Origin of the sequence: Agrobacterium sp. rho-13.3, from assembly GCF_033957765.2 — a bacterium.
Classification (GTDB): domain Bacteria; phylum Pseudomonadota; class Alphaproteobacteria; order Rhizobiales; family Rhizobiaceae; genus Agrobacterium.
Map to the genome: position 1 here is coordinate 1954138 of NZ_CP192774.1, position 18886 is coordinate 1973023.

Annotated in this window: 16 protein-coding genes; 10 read left to right on the forward strand and 6 right to left on the reverse strand. The window is 56.2% G+C overall.

The window, feature by feature from the left end; genetic code table 11:
* Window positions 1-3 precede the first annotated feature (3 nt).
* The 3 genes from RMR16_RS09715 to glpK all read right to left on the reverse strand — a co-directional run bounded on the left by RMR16_RS09715 (window position 4) and on the right by glpK (window position 3273).
* Window positions 4-1065: an LLM class flavin-dependent oxidoreductase gene (locus RMR16_RS09715; protein ID WP_320198423.1), complete on the reverse strand. Its 1062-nt coding sequence runs from the start codon at window positions 1063-1065 to the stop codon at window positions 4-6.
* Between the two features lie 176 nt (window positions 1066-1241).
* Entirely contained in the window at window positions 1242-1709 is a 468-nt protein-coding gene (locus RMR16_RS09720; protein ID WP_320198422.1) for an SRPBCC family protein, read from the reverse strand.
* A 70-nt stretch (window positions 1710-1779) separates the two neighbouring features.
* On the reverse strand, window positions 1780-3273 hold the full coding sequence (glpK, locus tag RMR16_RS09725) for a glycerol kinase GlpK (RefSeq protein WP_320198421.1): 1494 nt from the start codon (window positions 3271-3273) through the stop codon (window positions 1780-1782).
* A 215-nt stretch (window positions 3274-3488) separates the two neighbouring features.
* Here glpK and RMR16_RS09730 point away from each other — a divergent pair, with 215 nt between their 5' ends.
* The 5 genes from RMR16_RS09730 to RMR16_RS09750 all read left to right on the forward strand — a co-directional run bounded on the left by RMR16_RS09730 (window position 3489) and on the right by RMR16_RS09750 (window position 10149).
* The gene (locus RMR16_RS09730) at window positions 3489-4265 is read left to right on the forward strand and encodes a 3-hydroxybutyrate dehydrogenase (RefSeq protein ID WP_320198420.1); all 777 of its coding nucleotides are present in this window, start codon (window positions 3489-3491) and stop codon (window positions 4263-4265) included.
* Window positions 4266-4337: 72 nt separating this feature from the next.
* Window positions 4338-5819, forward strand: coding sequence for a xanthine dehydrogenase small subunit (xdhA, locus tag RMR16_RS09735; RefSeq protein ID WP_320198419.1), 1482 nt, complete (start codon window positions 4338-4340; stop codon window positions 5817-5819).
* 3 nt (window positions 5820-5822) lie between these two features.
* Entirely contained in the window at window positions 5823-8162 is a 2340-nt protein-coding gene (xdhB, locus tag RMR16_RS09740; RefSeq protein WP_320198418.1) for a xanthine dehydrogenase molybdopterin binding subunit, read from the forward strand.
* A 10-nt stretch (window positions 8163-8172) separates the two neighbouring features.
* A complete protein-coding gene (gene xdhC, locus RMR16_RS09745; RefSeq protein ID WP_320198417.1) occupies window positions 8173-9030 on the forward strand; it encodes a xanthine dehydrogenase accessory protein XdhC in 858 nt (285 codons plus the stop codon).
* Window positions 9031-9249: 219 nt separating this feature from the next.
* On the forward strand, window positions 9250-10149 hold the full coding sequence (locus RMR16_RS09750; RefSeq protein WP_320198416.1) for a LysR substrate-binding domain-containing protein: 900 nt from the start codon (window positions 9250-9252) through the stop codon (window positions 10147-10149).
* On the opposite strand, the gene RMR16_RS09755 is transcribed toward RMR16_RS09750, so the two are convergent.
* Window positions 10146-10478 carry a hypothetical protein gene (locus RMR16_RS09755; protein WP_320198415.1) on the reverse strand — a complete coding sequence of 111 codons (333 nt, stop codon included), beginning with the start codon at window positions 10476-10478 and terminating at the stop codon, window positions 10146-10148. The two genes, RMR16_RS09750 and RMR16_RS09755, sit on opposite strands and share 4 nt — an antisense overlap.
* A gap of 482 nt (window positions 10479-10960) precedes the next feature.
* Between RMR16_RS09755 and puuD the strand changes: the two genes are divergently transcribed.
* The 5 genes from puuD to RMR16_RS09780 all read left to right on the forward strand — a co-directional run bounded on the left by puuD (window position 10961) and on the right by RMR16_RS09780 (window position 17897).
* Window positions 10961-12208 carry a urate hydroxylase PuuD gene (gene puuD, locus RMR16_RS09760; RefSeq protein ID WP_320198414.1) on the forward strand — a complete coding sequence of 416 codons (1248 nt, stop codon included), beginning with the start codon at window positions 10961-10963 and terminating at the stop codon, window positions 12206-12208.
* Window positions 12205-13512: a guanine deaminase gene (gene guaD / locus RMR16_RS09765; protein ID WP_320198413.1), complete on the forward strand. Its 1308-nt coding sequence runs from the start codon at window positions 12205-12207 to the stop codon at window positions 13510-13512. Before puuD ends, guaD begins: the two co-directional genes overlap by 4 nt.
* Before the next feature lie 232 nt (window positions 13513-13744).
* Window positions 13745-15700 (forward strand): methyl-accepting chemotaxis protein, encoded by a 1956-nt coding sequence (locus RMR16_RS09770; protein WP_320198549.1) that lies wholly within the window; start codon window positions 13745-13747, stop codon window positions 15698-15700.
* 231 nt (window positions 15701-15931) lie between these two features.
* Window positions 15932-16684, forward strand: coding sequence for a sulfite exporter TauE/SafE family protein (locus RMR16_RS09775; RefSeq protein WP_320198412.1), 753 nt, complete (start codon window positions 15932-15934; stop codon window positions 16682-16684).
* A 76-nt stretch (window positions 16685-16760) separates the two neighbouring features.
* Window positions 16761-17897 (forward strand): alpha-hydroxy acid oxidase, encoded by a 1137-nt coding sequence (locus RMR16_RS09780; RefSeq protein WP_320198411.1) that lies wholly within the window; start codon window positions 16761-16763, stop codon window positions 17895-17897.
* Between the two features lie 16 nt (window positions 17898-17913).
* Here RMR16_RS09780 and RMR16_RS09785 read toward each other — a convergent pair whose 3' ends face one another.
* A complete protein-coding gene (locus RMR16_RS09785; RefSeq protein WP_320198410.1) occupies window positions 17914-18258 on the reverse strand; it encodes a DMT family transporter in 345 nt (114 codons plus the stop codon).
* The gene (locus tag RMR16_RS09790; protein ID WP_320198409.1) at window positions 18255-18827 is read right to left on the reverse strand and encodes a TetR/AcrR family transcriptional regulator; all 573 of its coding nucleotides are present in this window, start codon (window positions 18825-18827) and stop codon (window positions 18255-18257) included. The genes RMR16_RS09785 and RMR16_RS09790 overlap by 4 nt, the downstream gene beginning before the upstream one ends.
* Between the last annotated feature and the right edge of the window lie 59 nt (window positions 18828-18886).

Consider the following 18886-nt stretch of genomic DNA (forward strand, 5'->3'; position numbering starts at 1 on the left):
TTTTCAGGCGGTGGCTTTCACCCTATCGGCACTGCCAGTCAATTCTTTTCTGACAATCGGCGCGACTTTGGTGCCGTAAAGCTCGATGCCACGCATGATTTGATCATGAGGCATAGGGCCAATTGCCATCTGCAACAGGAAGCGGTCATTCTGGAAAACGCCGTGTGCTTTAATGATCTTTTCCGCCACGAGTTCCGGCTCTCCAAGGAAAAGATTGCCCTCTGGCCCACGCGCAGCATCGAACTGCGCACGGCTGGTCGGACCCCAGCCGCGTTCGCGACCGATGCGGTTCATGACCTCCGCCTGCGGACCGTAAAACTGGTCGGCAGCTTTGTCTGTCGTATCGGCAATAAAGCCGTGAACGTTGATGCTGGTTTTCTGTTTGGTCGCATCCTGACCAGCCCGACGGGCAGCTTCACGGTAAAGATCAAACAGCGGCGCAAAACGACGATATTCGCCACCAATGATCGCCAAAGCAACCGGCAGACCCATGGCACCCGCCCGTGCAACCGATTGCGGCGTGCCGCCAACGGCAATCCACACCGGCAAACGCTCCTGCAATGGACGTGGATAAACACCTCGCGCATTGATGGGCGGGTGGGTGTTGCCAGACCATGTCACGATTTCATTTTTCCGAAGCGCAAGCAGCAGGTCCAGTTTTTCCGTAAACAGCTCGTCGTAGTCTTCCAGATTATAACCAAACAGCGGGTAGGATTCGATGAAGGAACCGCGACCGGCCATGATTTCAGCGCGCCCGTTGGACAGAAGATCAACCGTTGCGAATTGTTGAAACACGCGAATGGGATCATCCGAACTGAGCACGGAGACAGCGCTGGTCAGGCGGATGTTTTTCGTTTTCACGGCGGCAGCAGCCAGCACGGTGGAGGGCGACGAAATCGCATAATCCGAGCGGTGGTGCTCGCCCAGACCGAAAACATCGAGCCCGACCTGATCGGCAAGTTCGATTTCCTCGAGCAGATCCTTCAGCCTGCGCGCACCTTCCGGCCCGGCACCGCCCGATGCTTTGGGATCAACGTCCGCGAATGTATAAAGACCGAGTTCCATACCAATATCCTCAATAATGTTGATTGAGAGATAGGCATGCGCGCCGGTTGAGGCAAACCGAAAATCTTGAACGGATCGTTCGATAAAATCGATGGAGTGCGAAACCGTCGTTCCTCATTTCTGTGATGAGCACAGGAATGAGCGTGGTGGGGATTTACGGGGCAAAAGCTAACAATCTAAAGCCGCTGCAACAACGCCTCCATCTGCTCTGCCGCCGCATTCCACCCTTCTTCAAATCCCATTTCCTCATGGGTTTGTTTGTCCTCGGCAGTCCAGTGCAGGGCGCGTGCCGTGTATTTGGTCGCGCCGTTTCCCGCATCTTCGAAGGTGATGTATCCGGTCATGAAAGGTCGTTCACCCGGCACCCAGCCTTCCTGAAAGGCATCGGTAAAAACGAGGCGCTGATTGGGGACGACATCGAGAAACACGCCAAGATTTTCATAAATCTCTCCGGTTGGCGCGTGCATGGTGGTATTAAACGCTCCACCCGGCCTCAAGTCTATGAAGGCTTGCGATGTGAGGTAGGGAAGTGGTGCCCACCACTGAATAAGTAACTCCGGGTCGGCCCAGACCCGAAATACCTTCTCCGGCGGAGCATTGATGATGCGACTGAGTGATAATTCATGCTCGGCGATCTTGGGCATCCGTTATCCCTCCAACCCTTGAACAACGGACACCATATCGCATTTTAGAAATTACTATAACTCTATTTCGTCAAGCCTCGGACAGCGTGCGACGAACCGCACTTTTCCATCCTTTGATCTTGCGTTCGCGCGTTTCGCCATCCATCTGCGGCTCAAAACGACGGTCGCGGGACCATGCCTCAGAGAATGCCTTCATGTCCGGCCACACGCCCGCCTTGCTGCCTGCAAGCCAAGCAGCACCCAGCGCTGTGGTTTCCAGAATAACGGGGCGGTCAACCGGTGCGTCGATGAGGTCTGACAGACGCTGCATCGTCCAGTCGGACGCAACCATGCCACCATCGACCCGCAGAACCGTATCGCCATTGGCGTTTTTCCAGTCCTTGTGCATGGCGTCCAGCAAGTCGCCGGTCTGGTAACAAACGGCTTCCAGTGCGGCGCGTGCAAACTCTGCCGGTCCTGTCCCGCGTGTCAGGCCAAACATTGCGCCTCGCGCCTGCGCATCCCACCACGGCGCACCCAGCCCCACGAAGGCTGGCACCATGTAAACTTCCTGCGTGGGATCGGCCTTATCTGCCAGCGAGCCCGTTTCGGACGCCGAACCGATGATCTTCAGCCCATCTCGCAACCATTGCACCGCAGCGCCCGCAACGAAGATGGAGCCTTCCAGCGCATAGGTCGTCTTGCCATCCAGACGATAGGCAATCGTCGTCAGCAGCCGGTTCTTGGAGCGGACGATGTCTTCACCCGTGTTGAGAAGCGCAAAACAACCGGTGCCGTAGGTGGATTTCAACATGCCCGGCGCAAAGCAGGCATTGCCGATGACGGCGGCGTGCTGATCCCCAGCGACGCCGAGGATCGGGATAGCGGCACCGAACAATTCCGCATCTGCAACGCCGAATTCAGCGGCGCAATCCAGAACCTGCGGCAACACCGACTGTGGCACATCGAGGATTTCGAGGAGCTGCTTATCCCAGACATTCTTTTCGATGTTGAACATCAACGTGCGCGATGCGTTGGTGGCATCGGTCACGAAGGACTTGCCGCCGGTCAGCCGCCAGATCAGGAAAGTGTCCACCGTGCCAAAGCACAGCTCTCCCTTTTCGGCCCGCTTGCGCGCACCTTTGACGTTGGACAGCAGCCATGAAAGTTTCGTGCCGGAAAAATAAGGATCAAGCAACAAGCCGGTTTTCTTGGTAAAGCTCTTTTCGTGACCGGCCTTTTTCAGCTTTTCGCAAAGCTTGGCGGTGCGCCGGTCTTGCCATACGATGGCATTGTGAAGCGGTTTGCCGGTTTCCCTCTCCCACAGCAGCGTTGTTTCGCGCTGGTTGGTGATGCCGATTGCGGCAATATCGGAGGCTTTAAGCTTGGCTTTTTCCAGCGCCTGCTTGATGGACCAGACAACGCTTTCCCAGATTTCTTCGGGGTCATGCTCCACCCAGCCGGAATCGGGAAAAATTTGCCGGAACTCTTTTTGTCCCGTTCCTACCACCTGCATGGAACCATCGAAAACAATGGCGCGCGTGGATGTCGTGCCTTGGTCGATGGCGAGAATATAGCCGCCCATTCATGCCTCCCGGAAATCAGTTTGGCGCAAAACAATATGTGCCGCACCTAAAGTCAAGCCACCGTAGCGTACATCCTGACGCATCGGCCCGAAATCGGAATCGATTTTCGGAAGGCGCGATGCGTCCCGCCTTATGTCAAATACGATTGCCAGTTCCCCCGGTTTGAGCATAACCTGATGTAAAGCGTTGCAACGTTGGGTAAAAAGGGGAACGCATGCATCGGACAGTGATCATAACGGGATCGACCAGCGGCATTGGTTTGGGCATCGCCCGGGCGTTTGCCAATGATGGATGCAATGTCATGCTGAATGGCTTCGGAGACGCCAGCGACATCGAAAACACGCGCCTGCTGATGGAGGCCGAAAGCGGCACCCGCGTCCTTTACCACCCTGCCGACATGACCAAGCCGGATGAGATTGCCGATCTGGTCAAGACCACCCACGAAAAGCTTGGCGCCATCGATGTGCTGGTCAACAATGCCGGCGTTCAGCATGTTGCAGCCGTGGAGGATTTCCCGCCGGAAAAATGGGACCAGATCATCGCCATCAATCTGACCAGCTCATTCCATACGATGCGGGCTGTCATTCCTTTGATGAAAGCCGTGGGCAAAGGCCGCATTATCAACATCGCCTCTGCTCATGGGCTGGTCGCCTCACCTTTCAAATCTGCCTATGTCGCCGCAAAACATGGTATCATCGGCCTGACGAAATCGGCAGCGCTGGAACTGGCCGAAACCGGCATCACCGTCAACGCCATCTGCCCCGGTTATGTACTGACCTCTCTGGTGGAAAAACAGATACCAGACACGGCCAAATCCCGCGGCATCAGCGAAGACGAGGTGAAGAACGATGTTCTGTTGCGGCTGCAAGCCACCAAGGAATTCGTGAAGGTGGAGGACGTAGCCGCAACCGCACTGTTTCTGGCCAGCGATTCGGCCAAGCAGATTACCGGTACGCATATCTCCATCGATGGCGGATGGACCGCGCAATAGAGTATTTCCAGGAAAAGTGGACACCGGTTTTCCGTCCGGAAATGCGATAAACAGAGAATACGAAGGCAAGGCATGAAAGACGCAATAAGCTTCATCCTCAATAACGAGACAGTTGCGCTGAACGATTTTGGCCCAACGGACACCCTGCTCGATTATCTGAGGCTGCAAAAACGACTGACCGGCACCAAAGAAGGCTGCGCCGAAGGCGACTGCGGCGCATGCACGGTGCTGGTCGGGCGTCTTGTCGACGGCTCCCTGCGGTATGAAACGGTCAACGCCTGCATCCGCTTTATGGGATCGTTGCACGGCACGCACATCGTCACCATCGAACATCTGGCGGGCAAGGCAGGCGCGTTGCACCCCGTGCAGCAGGCCATGGTGGATTATCACGGTTCCCAATGCGGTTTCTGCACGCCGGGCTTCGTTATGTCGCTGTATGGTCTGTGGTTGAGCAGCAGCAAACCATCGCGTGCCGATATCGAAAAAGCCTTGCAGGGCAATCTCTGTCGCTGCACGGGCTATGAACCCATCATCAAGGCCGCTGAAAGCGTCACTGCCGCCAAGCCGAGCGCCCTGTTCGACCCGATCGAACGGGACCGTTCCAGCATCATGTCGCGGCTTTGGGCCATTTCGCTGAATGAAACGATTACCGTTAGCAAGGATGCCAATGGGGAGACCTGTCGCAGCATCATTCCATCAAGCCTCTCTGATTTCGCAGCCGCCTATGCTGCCGAGCCGAAGGCCACCATCGTTGCCGGTTCCACCGACGTTGGCCTGTGGGTGACAAAGCAGATGCGGGCGCTGAACCCGGTGATCTTCATCAATCACTTGAGCGAGTTGCAATCCATCTCCGTTGGAGATGGTGGGATTACCATGGGTGCCGGGGTGACGTACGCGCAGGCCTTCGAGGTTGTCGCGACGAATATTCCGGCCTTCGCCCGCCTGATTGACCGCATTGGCGGCCAGCAGGTGCGCAATATGGGAACCATCGGCGGAAACATTGCCAACGGCTCACCGATCGGCGATACGCCGCCTGCGCTGATTGCGCTGGGCGCCACACTGACGCTCCGCTCCGCCTCCGACAGCCGCACGATATTGCTTGAAAAATACTTCGTTGACTACGGCAAGCAGGACCGTTTTTCCGGCGAATTCGTGGAAAAGATTTTCGTGCCTATTCCGGCAGCGGACACGCATTTCGCGGTCTACAAAATCTCCAAACGCCGCGATGAGGATATTTCTGCGCTGTGTGCGGCGTATCATCTGAAGCTGGATGAAGCAGGCCATGTCGAGGACATCCGCATCGCCTTCGGCGGCATGGCGGCAACGCCGAAGAGGGCAACAAAACTGGAGGAGGCATTGACCGGCCAGCCTTGGAACAAGGACACGATTGATGTCGTTCGCGATACACTCAATGAGGATTTCCAGCCGCTGTCCGATTGGCGCGCCACCGCAGAGTATCGGCAATTGACGGCGAAGAACCTGCTGACCCGTTTCCTGCTGGAAACATCCGGCGAAGCACAGGAATTGCAACGCTTCGCACTGGCGGAGGCCTAAGCCATGGACACCAACACATATAAACCCATCAAAACCGAAGTCGATGGCAAGATGCACGGCTCTCTGCGGCATGATTCAGCACATAAGCATGTGACCGGAAGTGCCGAATATATCGATGATATTCCCGAGCCAGCAGGACTGATCCACGGCGCGCTGGGCATGTCGGATCGTGCCCACGCCGAAATCATATCCATGGATTTGTCCGAGGTGGAAGCCACAGCAGGCGTGTTGTGGGTGATGGTGGCCAAGGACATTCCCGGCGAAAACGACGTGTCCTCCGGCGGACGTCACGACGAGCCACTGCTGGCGGAAAAGCTGGTGGAGTTTCACGGCCAGCCGATCTTCGCCGTGTTTGCAGAGACTCGCGACATTGCCCGAAAAGCGGCGCGTAAAGCCAAGATCACCTACAAGGATCTGCCGCACTGGAGCGACATTGATAGCGCGCTGGAAAACGGTGAACCGCTGGTCACGCCCGGAATGGTGCTGCAACGCGGGGATGCGGAACTGGAAATGGACGTTGCGCCGCGCCGCCTGACCGGCACGATGCGGATCGGTGGACAGGAACATTTTTATCTGGAAGGCCATATCGCCATGGCTGTTCCGGGCGAAGATGACGAAGTCACGGTGTGGAGTTCCACCCAGCACCCCAGCGAAATCCAGCACATCGTCAGCCACATTCTGCAAGTGCCATCCAATGCCGTCACCGTGCAGGTGCGGCGCATGGGCGGCGGCTTTGGCGGCAAGGAAACGCAGGGCAACCAGTTCGCCGCGCTCTGCGCCATTGCCGCCAAAAAACTGAACCGTGCCGTCAAATTCCGCCCGGACCGCGATGAAGACATGACCGCGACGGGCAAGCGACACGACTTCCGCGTCGATTACGAACTGGGCTTTGATGAAGAAGGCCGCATTCACGCCGTGGACGCCACCTACGCGGCACGCTGCGGGTTTTCATCAGACCTTTCCGGCCCGGTGACAGACCGCGCGCTGTTTCATGCGGATTCAAGCTACTTCTATCCGCATGTCAAACTTGCCTCGAAGCCGCTGAAAACTCACACGGTTTCCAACACCGCATTTCGTGGCTTCGGTGGCCCGCAGGGCATGTTGGGTGCGGAACGTTTCATCGAGGAAATCGCCTACGCCGTGGGCAAAGACCCGCTGGAAATTCGCAAACTGAATTTCTATGGCCAGACAGGCTCGGGCCGCACCACAACGCCCTATCATCAGGAAGTCGAAGACAACATCATCGCCCGTATCGTCGAGCAACTGGAAACCTCCAGCGACTATCAGGCACGCCGCCAAGCGATCATCGAATTCAACAGGACAAGGCCGATCATCCGCAAGGGCATCGCTCTGACGCCGGTGAAATTCGGCATTTCCTTCACGCTCACCGCATTCAATCAGGCTGGAGCGCTGGTTCACGTCTACAATGACGGCTCGATCCACCTGAACCATGGCGGCACGGAAATGGGCCAAGGCCTTTACACCAAGGTCGCGCAGGTCATTGCCGATGCGTTTCAGGTGGATATCGACCGCGTGAAAATCACCGCCACGACCACGGGCAAGGTGCCGAATACATCCGCGACCGCTGCCTCCTCCGGCACCGATCTCAACGGCATGGCGGCCTATGATGCGGCACGGCAGATCAAGGAACGGCTCATCACCTTTGCCGCTGAGAAATGGAACGTCACGGAAGATGAGGTCGTTTTCCTTCCCAACCGCATTCGTGTCGGCGTGGAAGAAATCCCCTTCAACGATTTCATCAAACAGGCGTATTTCGCCCGCGTGCAGCTCTCCGCCGCAGGCTTTTACAAAACCCCGAAAATCCATTGGGATCGGGCGGCGGGACGAGGCACGCCGTTTTATTATTTTGCCTATGGCGCGGCATGTTCGGAAGTCAGCATCGATACGCTGACCGGCGAATATATGATGGAGCGGACCGATATTCTCCACGATGTCGGCAAATCGCTGAACCCGGCCATCGATATCGGTCAGGTGGAAGGCGCGTTCGTGCAGGGCATGGGCTGGCTGACCACCGAAGAATTGTGGTGGGACACCAAGGGTCGCCTGCGCACCCACGCCCCCTCCACCTACAAGATTCCGCTAGCCTCCGACCGCCCGAAAATCTTCGACGTGAAGCTGGCGGAATGGGCAGAAAACGCCGAACCCACCATCGGTCGCTCCAAAGCTGTGGGCGAACCACCGTTCATGCTGGCAATCTCCGTTCTGGAAGCCCTGTCCATGGCGGTTGCCAGCGTGGCCGACTACAAAGTCTGCCCCCGCCTCGACGCACCCGCCACACCGGAACGCGTGTTGATGGCGGTGGAACGGTTGAGGAAAGTGTGAGGGCCATGGCATGACCACCGGCCCGCTCACCGATTTCCTTTCCGGCTCCATCCCAACCATTCTCATCGAAATCGAGGCCGTCAAAGGCTCCGCGCCGCGTGAGGCTGGGACTTTCATGCTGGTGTCAAAAGATGCGATCTGGCAGACCATCGGCGGTGGTCAGTTTGAATATATGGCCATTGACCATGCCCGCGCCATGCTGGACGGCAAAACCCTATCCGATACGATGGACATTCCCCTCGGCCCTGAAATTGGCCAATGCTGCGGTGGGCGCACATTGCTGAAATTCACCAATGTGACTGAAGCGATTGCGCAAAAACTGACGGCACGGCTGGCGGACGAGAAGCAATCACAACCCGCCGTCTTCATTTTCGGCGCGGGCCATGTGGGCAAGGCATTGGCACAGGCACTGTCATTGCTTCCCCTGTCCATTTCGGTGGTCGAAACACGCCGCGAGGAGTTGGTAGGATTACCGGAAGGCGTATCCGCGCACCTCACCGCCATGCCGGAAGCAATGGTGAGAGACATACCGCAACAGGGTGCGGCCATCATCGTCACCCACGATCACGCGCTGGATTTCCTCATCGCCAAAGAAGCGCTGGCGCGTGATGATTTGGCCTACATCGGCATGATCGGCTCCAAAACCAAACGCGCCACCTTCGCGCACTGGCTGGAGCGCGAAGGCGAACCGGCCTCCCGGCTGGAGCGGCTGGTTCTGCCCATCGGCGGACATGTCGTGAAGGATAAGCGCCCCGCCGTCATAGCGACCTTGGTTGCAGCCGAATTGCTTCACGCAATTCATCGCTCAACTGCATCTTCCCCGGACCAATGCCGTTACGACCATCCAGCAGGCCAAGATCGCGTTTGATGTGATCGGATATATCTTCCTCCACACGATTTTTCTCGATTGAATGATCCGGTAATTCCGGCAGGCGTAACCACGCAAAAAGGCGCGGCCACGCGCGCAAAGCGGTTGCACGCATTGTATTATCTCCAAAGTTCAGTTGATGCTTGAGGAGAAAAATGCTCTTGTTTATCAACAAAAACCAATGAAAACTTATGCGCTATAGATAAAGAGAACTTATCCATGAAAATGTCGCGCAACTTTCCACTGAATGCCCTGCGTGTCTTTGAAAGTGCGGCACGCCACCTCAATTTCACCAAGGCTGGCGATGAACTGGGCATGACGCAGACGGCGGTAAGTTATCAGATCAAGCTGCTGGAGGATTTTGTCGGCGCGCCGGTGTTTGTGCGCAAACCCAGGCAAGTGGCATTAACGGAAACCGGAGAGAGGTTGGCACCGCGCGTGGCAGACGCATTCGGGGCGTTGCGTAGCGCAGTCAGCGACGCCAAGCAGGCGACCGGGGGGACGCTGTTCATTCACACCACGCCAACCTTTGCCGCACGGTGGCTCTCCCGTCATATGGTGGCATTTCAGGTCGAAAATCCCGGCTTGGCGGTTCGTCTGGAAACCTCGCAGGATTTTGTGGACGTCAACCATTCAGATATCGATCTGGTCATCCGGTCGGGCCACGGAAAATGGCCCGGCCTTACCGCGCATTTGTTAATGCGCGGCGGGTTCACACCCATGCTCAGCCCCACGCTCGCGGCCAGTATTGGCGGCGTGAATGAACCGGAAGATCTTCTCAAACTGCGTATTATCGATGCTGGCGACCCGTGGTGGACACAATGGTTCAAGGCCGCTGGCGTGCTTGACCCCCCATTGGAGGACAGGCCCATAAGCCGTTTCGGCGCCCAGACATTCGAAGCGGCAGCGGCGATTGCCGGTCAGGGCGTGGCGATCCTCACGCCGGAATTTTATGCCGACGAGGTGGCATTAGGACGCCTTATCCAGCCTTTCGACATCAAAAGTTACGATGCGGCAAACTACTGGCTTGCATACCCGGACGGTCGCGCCAATACGCCGAAGGTCAAACTGTTTCGCGACTGGATATTCAAGCTGATGCCCAATGTGGAGCACGATTAAAAACCCATATCCGGTGCATAAAAACAGCGCGGCGTATCCTCATTCGGATAAAGGCAAAGGTGATATTCCCCGTCATCCGAGTGGCGGACCTGCGCCTGGGACCAGTTGAAAACATGCTTGCGAGTCACGAGCCGATGGTCGCCCGGGCCGAGCGAGACGACATAGCCATCCGGCGTAATTTTTACGGTCCGCATGGGTATCATCTGGCAATCTCCCGTTTGGTCGTCACCATTGCAGCAATAGCGCTCATATTTGAAGCCGCTATGCGCTTCATGCGCGGTGGCGCTGGGCGCACAGATCATCACCATCATTAGCAGAATAAGGCGCATCGGCATTTCTCCGTTGATGACAACGGCGGCTGCCCCTGAAAGCACTGCGTCAGCTTACAAAAAATCGCATTCCAAGACTTATGACGACGCAATTTACGTCAACACTGCCGTTTCCACCCGGAGGCACATCGCAGCGCTGGCGCTTCTGGTGGAACCGCCATGCGAACACGTCAAAAGGTTGCCTAACGCTGGGCTGGACGCCAAACATGCAAAATCCAAAAGATAAGCACCAACGCACGATAACCTAAAGGGCCGATAACACCTCGCTTTCGAAGCGCTTCTCTTGAAACCCGGGCCGAGTTTAGCCGAGTCGCACAAAGCCAGCTAATAACGAAATTTCATTAGACGTCTTCTCAACGGATTATTTGGCGGCACATACGGATAAGATGCTTATTCGCAACAATATCTGCTGCTTTCGCATATGCCCCCTTTTCTGCCCGGTAAATTTTTCGCATTGTGCAATGCAAAGACAGGGGAACATAATGTACGAATATGCCATTGCGTGGGAATGGATGGCTTTTGCCGTCCGCTGGTTGCACGTCATCACAGCCATTGCCTGGATTGGCTCATCCTTCTATTTCATCGCGCTTGATCTGGGTCTGGTAAAACGCGCCCATCTGCCACCCGGCGCTTATGGCGAGGAATGGCAGGTTCACGGCGGCGGCTTTTATCATATCCAGAAATATCTGGTCGCCCCTGCGCAGATGCCGGAACACCTGACATGGTTCAAATGGGAAAGCTACGCCACGTGGCTCTCCGGTTTCGCCATGCTCTGCATCGTTTATTACGGCGGCGCTGATCTGTTTCTCATCGATCATTCCGTGCTTGAACTCACGCAGTTTCAGGCCATCTGTCTTTCGCTGGCGTCGCTGGCTTTTGGCTGGCTGCTTTATGATTTCCTTTGCAAATCCCCGCTCGGCAACAACACCTGGGGACTGATGGTCGTGCTCTACATCGCGTTGGTGGCGATGGCGTGGGGCTACACGCAGGTCTTCACCGGACGCGCCGCCTTTCTGCATCTTGGCGCGTTTACGGCCACCATCATGTCGGCGAACGTCTTCATGATCATTATCCCCAATCAGAAGATCGTCGTTGCGGATTTGATCGCCGGCCGCACACCGGACCCGAAATATGGTCGCATCGCCAAGCAGCGCTCGCTGCACAACAACTACCTGACGCTGCCCGTCATCTTCTTCATGCTGTCGAACCACTATCCGCTGGCTTTTGCGACGCAGTTCAACTGGATCATCGCCGCACTGGTGTTCCTGATGGGCGTCACCACCCGCCACTGGTTCAACACCACCCACGCCCGCAAGGGCAAGCCGACATGGACATGGCTGGTCACTGCGCTGATTTTTATCCTCATCATGTGGCTTTCAACAGTGCCCAAAGTGCTGACGGGCGAGCAGGAAGAAAAGGCGGCAACGCTGTCCCCCACTCAACAGCTTTTTGCGTCCGATGTGCATTTCGCTTCGGCGCGAGACGTGGTGCAGGGTCGCTGTTCCATGTGCCATGCAGCAGAGCCGGTCTGGGAGGGTGTGCCTTTCACGCCCAAATCCGTGAAACTGGAAACGGATGCGCAAATTGCGGCCCATGCGCGGGAAATCTATTTACAGGCAGGCCGCAGCCATGCCATGCCGCCCGGCAACATCACGGCGATCACGCCGCAAGAACGCAAGGTGCTGACCGCGTGGTATGAAAGCGCCGTCTCCCAGGGAAAAAATCAATGAGCATGCTTCTGTTGCGCGGACGTCTTTTGAGCTTCAACCGCGCACCGCTTTCGATCGATGATACGAACAGCTATCTTTATATCGAAGACGGCGGGCTGCTGATCGACAACGGCAAGATCATCGCCATTGGCGATTATGCCGATATCCGCACACAGGCACCCGAAGAGGTCGAGGAAAAGGATCACCGCCCTCACCTCATCGTGCCGGGCCTGATCGACATGCACCTGCATTTCCCACAGATGCAGGTGATTGGCTCTTACGCCGCCAACCTTCTGGAATGGCTGAACACTTACACCTTCCCGGAAGAATGCCGCTTCGTGGAAACAGCCCATGCGCAGCGTATCGCCACACATTTTTACGACGAACTGATCCGCCACGGCACCACAACGGCGGTTGCCTACTGTTCCGTTCACAAAACCTCCGCAGATGCCTTTTTCGCGGAAGCCATGAAGCGCAACATGCTGATGGTGGGCGGCAAGGTGATGATGGACCGCAACGCTCCGCAAGGGTTGCTGGACACGCCGGAAACCTCTTACGACGAAACGCGTCAGGTGATTGCCGACTGGCATGGCAAGGGCCGCAACCATGTGGCCATTACGCCGCGCTTCGCCATAACCTCCACACCAAGACAGATGGAAGCCGCGCAGACGCTGGCGCAGGAATTTCCAGACCTTTTCATTCAGACCCATTTGTCGGAAAATCTGGACGAGATCAAATACACCTGCGAGCTTTACCCGGAAGCCATCGACTACACCGACATTTATGTTCGTTATGGCCTGATGGGCAAAAAGACGCTGCTTGGCCACGCCATCCATCTGTCGGATCGCGAAGCCGATGTCCTCTCCGAAACAGGTGCGGTTGCCGTCCACTGCCCGACCTCGAACCTGTTCATCGGCTCCGGCCTCTTCCCCATGAAAAAGCTGCAACGCCGCGAAAAGCCGGTGCGTATTGCCGTGGCCACGGATATCGGCGGCGGTTCCAGCTATTCCATGCTGCGCACCATGGATGAGGCCTACAAAATCCAGCAGCTCTTGGGCGAGCGATTGAACCCGTTGGAAAGCTGGTATTTGATGACACGCGGAAACGCGGAAGCGCTTTCAATGGTCGACCGTATCGGAACGCTGGATGTGGGCACGGACGCGGATATAACTGTGTTGAACGCTTCCGCCACCCCTGCCATGGCGCTGAAAATGGAAGTCGTGCGCAGTTTAACCGAAGAGCTTTTCCTTATGCTCACAATGGGCGATGACCGCACCGTGACAGAAACATATATTGCAGGTATAGCAGCAAAGAATATATTATAAATATTGCATATTATCGTTAGAAATAACAGTGTTAAAATTAATTGTATTTAAACTATACTCTTCTATTGATTGCAACGACAGAACATCGCCCCCGGTCGCCATGACGGCACACTACTCTGTCATGATGAAATCCATTTGCCGAACTTCCTGCCTCTGAAGTAGCTTTGCTCTACCGCAATACGGGTAGCGCCTTTGGATTCACGCGTTCGCAGTAACAAGATCGCGAGGAATGATGTCATTTCTTAAGAATGCAAGCATACGCACAAAAATTTTATCCCTTATTATCCCCCTTTGTATCGTCGGAGTCGGTGCCACTGTTTTCATGTCGGCCCGTTACAAGGCGGCAGATGAAGCCTATTACGATTTCATTTCAACGGACAACGCAGCGGCTGTCGACATGTCGCGTGTCAGCCGCAATCTCGTCGCCGTCGCATATGGCGCCTATCAGGCCGTGGCCTATCCAGGGCAGGATCCGAGATTCAAAGCGGCTACGGATTTCTATCAGGATAGCAAGACGACACTGATTACCGGCCTTACGCGCATCAAAACACAGATGCCGTCTCTTGCTCCAAAAATTGATGACATCATTGTAAAAGCCAACGGAGTCATTGCACTCACCGACAAGGCGGTGGAGTTGGGCAGGCTCGATCAGGATGAACAGGCAAGAGAGACGATTTTCAAAGCTGACGCTCTCATTCTGCCTCTCACGAGCGAAACGTCGACGCTCCTCACCCAGATGGTCGACGCCGTCACGACCAAGAGCAACGCCATCAACAAGGAGACGAGCTCAACGATCTTCACGTCGCTCATCGTTGTCAGCCTGACATTCTCCTTCGGTATATTGGCGGCATTTTTCGTATCCGCAAAAGGCATTACGACACCCATCGCGAACCTTCGCAAACGCATGATCTCACTCGCTCGGGGGGAGACAGAGGCACCCGTCGAAGGACAGGAGCGCAACGATGAAGTCGGCCAAATGGCGAAAGCTGTTTCCGTATTCCGCGACAGCGCTCTTGAACGTATCCGTCTCCAGAAGGACGCAGAAGCAAACCGCAGCATATCCGAGAAGGAACGCATCGAGCGCGAAGACCAGAAGACCAGAGATGCAGAAGACACGAAATTCGCTGTCGATCAGCTCGCACATGGTCTGCACCGTCTCGCCGATGGCGATGTCGCATACCGCATCGAAACGCCGTTCGTTGCCCATCTTGATACGTTGCGCAATAACTTCAACGGCTCGGTCAGCAATCTGAATGACGCGCTTCGTGCCGTCGGACAGAACGCACGCGGGATCGATGCGGGTGCCAATGAGATCAGATCGGCTGCGGACGACCTCTCCAAGCGTACTGAGCAGCAGGCTGCTTCCGTTGAGGAAACGGCTGCCGCACTGGAACAGATCACAACAACTGTGAAAGACTCTAGCAACCGCGCCGAAGAAGTCGGCCATCTGGTTGCCAAGGCCCGTGATGGTGCCGAAAAGTCCGGTGAAGTCGTACGTCAGGCTGTGACCGCCATGAACGAAATCGAGCGTTCGTCGGGCGAGATCACCAACATCATCAGCGCTATCGATGAGATCGCTTTCCAGACAAACCTTCTGGCACTGAATGCCGGTGTGGAAGCGGCGCGTGCCGGTGAAGCAGGCAAAGGCTTTGCGGTTGTTGCGCAGGAAGTTCGCGAATTGGCTCAGCGTTCCGCGAAAGCAGCCAAGGAAATCAAGGCGCTGATCACGACCTCTGGCGAACAAGTTCGCTCTGGCGTCAATCTGGTTGGTGAAACCGGTCGCGCGCTCGAGGTGATCGTCACCGAAGTCCAGGAAATCAACCGCCACATCAATGCGATCGTGGAATCGTCCCGCGAACAGTCGGTTGGCCTTCAGGAAATCAACACCGCCGTCAACACGATGGATCAGGGCACGCAACAGAATGCAGCTATGGTGGAAGAATCGACAGCGGCCAGCCACAGCCTTGCCAAAGAAGCAGCATCTCTCAACCAGCTGCTGTCACGCTTCAATCTTGGACAGGGCGAAAGCGAAAGCCGCACCAGATCGTCGCCAGCTCCCGTCAGATCGGCCTCCAACGCCTCTAAACCAGCACCATCTCCCGCCCGCGCGCTCGGTCGCAAGATCGCCAGCGCCTTCGGCGGTGGTTCCACAGCAGCCGTTGCTCAGGATAGTTGGGAAGAGTTCTGATAACTCTTACGAACGTCAATATTGACTTTGACCGCGGGCGGCTCATCGCCCGCGGTCTTTTTTTTGATGTGAGATATCTGTGAGCTTGCTTGTATGTCATTGCGTGAATGCTTTGATCTTTTACAATCGACCGCATCAGAAAACTGTCCCTCTGGGCGCAAAAATATCCTACAAAGGTCGGGCCTTTCTATTCGTCCAGCCCGCAGCACCAGAGCTCTCGAACATTCATAAATGACTGATTTTTCTTTTTCCTTCCTGTTGGCGATCACAGCCACATTCATTCTGGCAGGCATAGTCAAAGGCGTGACCGGCATGGGGTTGCCGACCGTCGCCATGGGCGTACTCGGCCTGTTCATGCCACCTGTCGCTGCCGCCGGTCTGCTGATACTGCCATCCCTGGTCACCAATATCTGGCAGCTATTCGCTGGCCCAAACATCATGGAAACTCTAAAACGGCTTTGGCCGATGATGCTTGCGATCGTCATCGGCACATTGATCGGCATAGGCCTGATGACAAGCGGGGCTGGCGTCTGGGCAACGTCGGCGCTCGGCGCTGCTCTTGCCCTTTACGCTGCCTACAGCCTGCTCGCGCCGCCATTTTCCGTTCCTCAACGGATGGAAAAGCTCTTATCCCCGATCATAGGTTTCATAACCGGACTTCTGACGGGGGGGACTGGCGTTTTCGTGGTGCCGGCGGTGCCCTATCTCCAGTCGCTCGGTTTTGACCGGGATAATATGGTTCAGGCGCTAGGGCTTTCCTTCACGGTGTCAACGGTTGCGTTGGCGCTGGGGCTTGCTTCCCAATCCGCCTTCCAGACCCAGGAACTGGCACTTTCGGCCCTCGCCATCATCCCCGCCCTTCTGGGCATGTGGGCAGGCCAAAGCATCCGTCGTATCGTAAGTCCCGCGACATTCCGGCGCTGGTTTCTCCTCGCTTTGTTGCTGCTTGGCTGCGAGCTTTTCCTGCGCCCTTTCTGGAGCTGATATCTGACATTTTTCATGTCGTAAAAAGCGATTTCATGCTATCCGAACACAACATTCAAATTTGAAGGCTTTATCCATGGGCAAGGCATTGACCATTTCGGACTTGAAAAATCAGGCACAACGTCGCGTGCCGAAGATGTTCTTCGATTACGCCGACAGCGGTGCCTGGACGGAAAGCACCTACCGCGCCAATGAGGATGATTTTCAGAAGATAAAGCTGCGCCAGCGTGTGCTGGTGGATATGACCGACCGTTCGCTGGCAACGACAATGATTGGCGAAAACGTATCGATGCCTGTCGCGCTTTCCCCCACTGGCCTCACCGGCATGCAGCACGCAGATGGTGAAATGCTGGCCGCAAAGGCGGCGGAAGAATTCGGTGTTCCCTTCACACTATCCACCATGAGCATCTGCTCTATCGAAGACGTAGCCTCCGTTACCGCGCGGCCATTCTGGTTTCAGCTTTACGTGATGAAGGACCGCGACTTCGTCAACAATCTGATCGACCGGGCCAAGGCGGCAAAATGCTCCGCACTGGTGCTGACGCTCGACCTGCAAATTCTCGGTCAGCGCCACAAGGATTTGCGCAACGGACTTTCAGCGCCGCCGAAATTCACGCCAAAACACATCTGGCAAATGGCAACACGCCCGCAATGGTGCCTTGACATGTTGCGGACCAAGCGTCGCAGCTTCGGCAACATTGTTGGTCACGCCAAGAACGTGTCCGACCTCTCTTCCCTGTCATCCTGGACGGCAGAACAGTTCGATCCGCGCCTGTCGTGGAAGGACGTGGAGTGGATCAAGGAACGTTGGGGTGGCAAGCTGATCCTCAAGGGCATTCTGGACGAGGAAGACGCCCGCGCCGCAGCCGATACAGGCGCGGATGCCATTATCGTCTCCAACCACGGTGGCCGCCAGCTGGACGGCGCGCTATCTTCCATCGCCATGTTGCCGAAGATCGTCGATGCCGTTGGCGACCGCATAGAAATCCACATAGACGGCGGCATTCGCTCCGGCCAAGATGTGCTGAAGGCTGTCGCACTCGGCGCGAAAGGCACCTATATCGGTCGCCCGTTCCTTTACGGTCTTGGCGCAGACGGCAAACAGGGTGTCACCACCGCGCTGGAAATCATCCGCAAGGAAATGGACGTCACCATGGCGCTCTGCGGCAAGCGGCTGTTGACCGATGTGGACCGCAGCATTCTGGTGAATTGAGAGGGCAAAAGCCCTCTCAATGCCCTACCGTCTTTGAAAACACATTCACGACGATGACGCCCGTGATAATCAGGCCAAGCCCAATCATTGCCGCGGGATCAAGCGTCTGGCGAAAGACGAAATAGCCGACAGCCGAAATCAGCACAATGCCGAGGCCGCTCCATATGGCATAGGCGACGCCAACAGGGATTGTTCGCAGGGTGAACGACAGCAGGAAGAACGCTGCGCCGTAAAACGCGGCCATGAGCAGGGTTGGCACAAGCCGGGTAAACTGCTGTGATTGCTGCAAAAAAGACGTCGCGATAACTTCGCAGACGATGGCTGCGACAAGCGCGCCGTAAGTCAGAAGAGCCGGGTTCATTTCGAGTTTTCCTTTTGTGTCGCGCTGATGAGGCGCTTGTGCAGAGTCAGTCTTTCACCGCCCGCACGGCCGTTATCGCTCATCAAATCCGCAAGCCAGATGCCATCTGTGGCAAGCCTGACAAGCTCAAGACCGATATCGCCATCTGTCTTTATGTGACGCTCCAGACGCCCGCCGATCCAGCTTTCCCACATCTGCCGCAACGACGGCTCGCTGATCAGCGCAACCGACATTGCCGACCATTCCGCATAAGACGTTCGCCCTCGATCTGCGAAAAACGCATTCACATAGGCCCGCGTAAAGCATCCGTAGCTCTCACAATCCTGTGAGATCAGCGCGTCGATTTCCGTGTCCATCTTCTCCAACAGGTCGCCAAGCACCGCTTCCAACAGGGCCTGCTTTGAGGCAAAATGGTGAAACAACCCACCCTTGGTGACGCCAGCAGCAGACGCCACGGCCTGAACGGAAACAGCCGAAAACCCCTGCTCTGCCGCAAGTCTGGCGGCACAGTCCAGCAGGTTTCGCCGCACGACATCCGGCTGTTTTTTTCGTTCGTTCAAAACACTCATGTCATAAACATACCGGACGGTTGGTTTCTTGTCAAGAAAATCACCTGCCACCAATGGGG

Excerpts from the sequence above, each read along its gene's own strand:
- RMR16_RS09715 (WP_320198423.1), bottom strand. The coding sequence starts at position 1,065 with ATGGAACTCGGTCTTTATACATTCGCGGACGTTGATCCCAAAGCATCG.
- RMR16_RS09770 (WP_320198549.1), top strand. The coding sequence starts at position 13,745 with ATGTCATTTCTTAAGAATGCAAGCATACGCACAAAAATTTTATCCCTT.
- RMR16_RS09780 (WP_320198411.1), top strand. The coding sequence starts at position 16,761 with ATGGGCAAGGCATTGACCATTTCGGACTTGAAAAATCAGGCACAACGT.
- glpK (WP_320198421.1), bottom strand. The coding sequence starts at position 3,273 with ATGGGCGGCTATATTCTCGCCATCGACCAAGGCACGACATCCACGCGC.
- RMR16_RS09755 (WP_320198415.1), bottom strand. The coding sequence starts at position 10,478 with ATGCGCCTTATTCTGCTAATGATGGTGATGATCTGTGCGCCCAGCGCC.
- RMR16_RS09790 (WP_320198409.1), bottom strand. The coding sequence starts at position 18,827 with ATGAGTGTTTTGAACGAACGAAAAAAACAGCCGGATGTCGTGCGGCGA.
- xdhC (WP_320198417.1), top strand. The coding sequence starts at position 8,173 with ATGACCACCGGCCCGCTCACCGATTTCCTTTCCGGCTCCATCCCAACC.
- xdhA (WP_320198419.1), top strand. The coding sequence starts at position 4,338 with ATGAAAGACGCAATAAGCTTCATCCTCAATAACGAGACAGTTGCGCTG.
- puuD (WP_320198414.1), top strand. The coding sequence starts at position 10,961 with ATGTACGAATATGCCATTGCGTGGGAATGGATGGCTTTTGCCGTCCGC.
- RMR16_RS09730 (WP_320198420.1), top strand. The coding sequence starts at position 3,489 with ATGCATCGGACAGTGATCATAACGGGATCGACCAGCGGCATTGGTTTG.
- RMR16_RS09720 (WP_320198422.1), bottom strand. The coding sequence starts at position 1,709 with ATGCCCAAGATCGCCGAGCATGAATTATCACTCAGTCGCATCATCAAT.
- RMR16_RS09750 (WP_320198416.1), top strand. The coding sequence starts at position 9,250 with ATGAAAATGTCGCGCAACTTTCCACTGAATGCCCTGCGTGTCTTTGAA.
- xdhB (WP_320198418.1), top strand. The coding sequence starts at position 5,823 with ATGGACACCAACACATATAAACCCATCAAAACCGAAGTCGATGGCAAG.
- RMR16_RS09785 (WP_320198410.1), bottom strand. The coding sequence starts at position 18,258 with ATGAACCCGGCTCTTCTGACTTACGGCGCGCTTGTCGCAGCCATCGTC.
- guaD (WP_320198413.1), top strand. The coding sequence starts at position 12,205 with ATGAGCATGCTTCTGTTGCGCGGACGTCTTTTGAGCTTCAACCGCGCA.
- RMR16_RS09775 (WP_320198412.1), top strand. The coding sequence starts at position 15,932 with ATGACTGATTTTTCTTTTTCCTTCCTGTTGGCGATCACAGCCACATTC.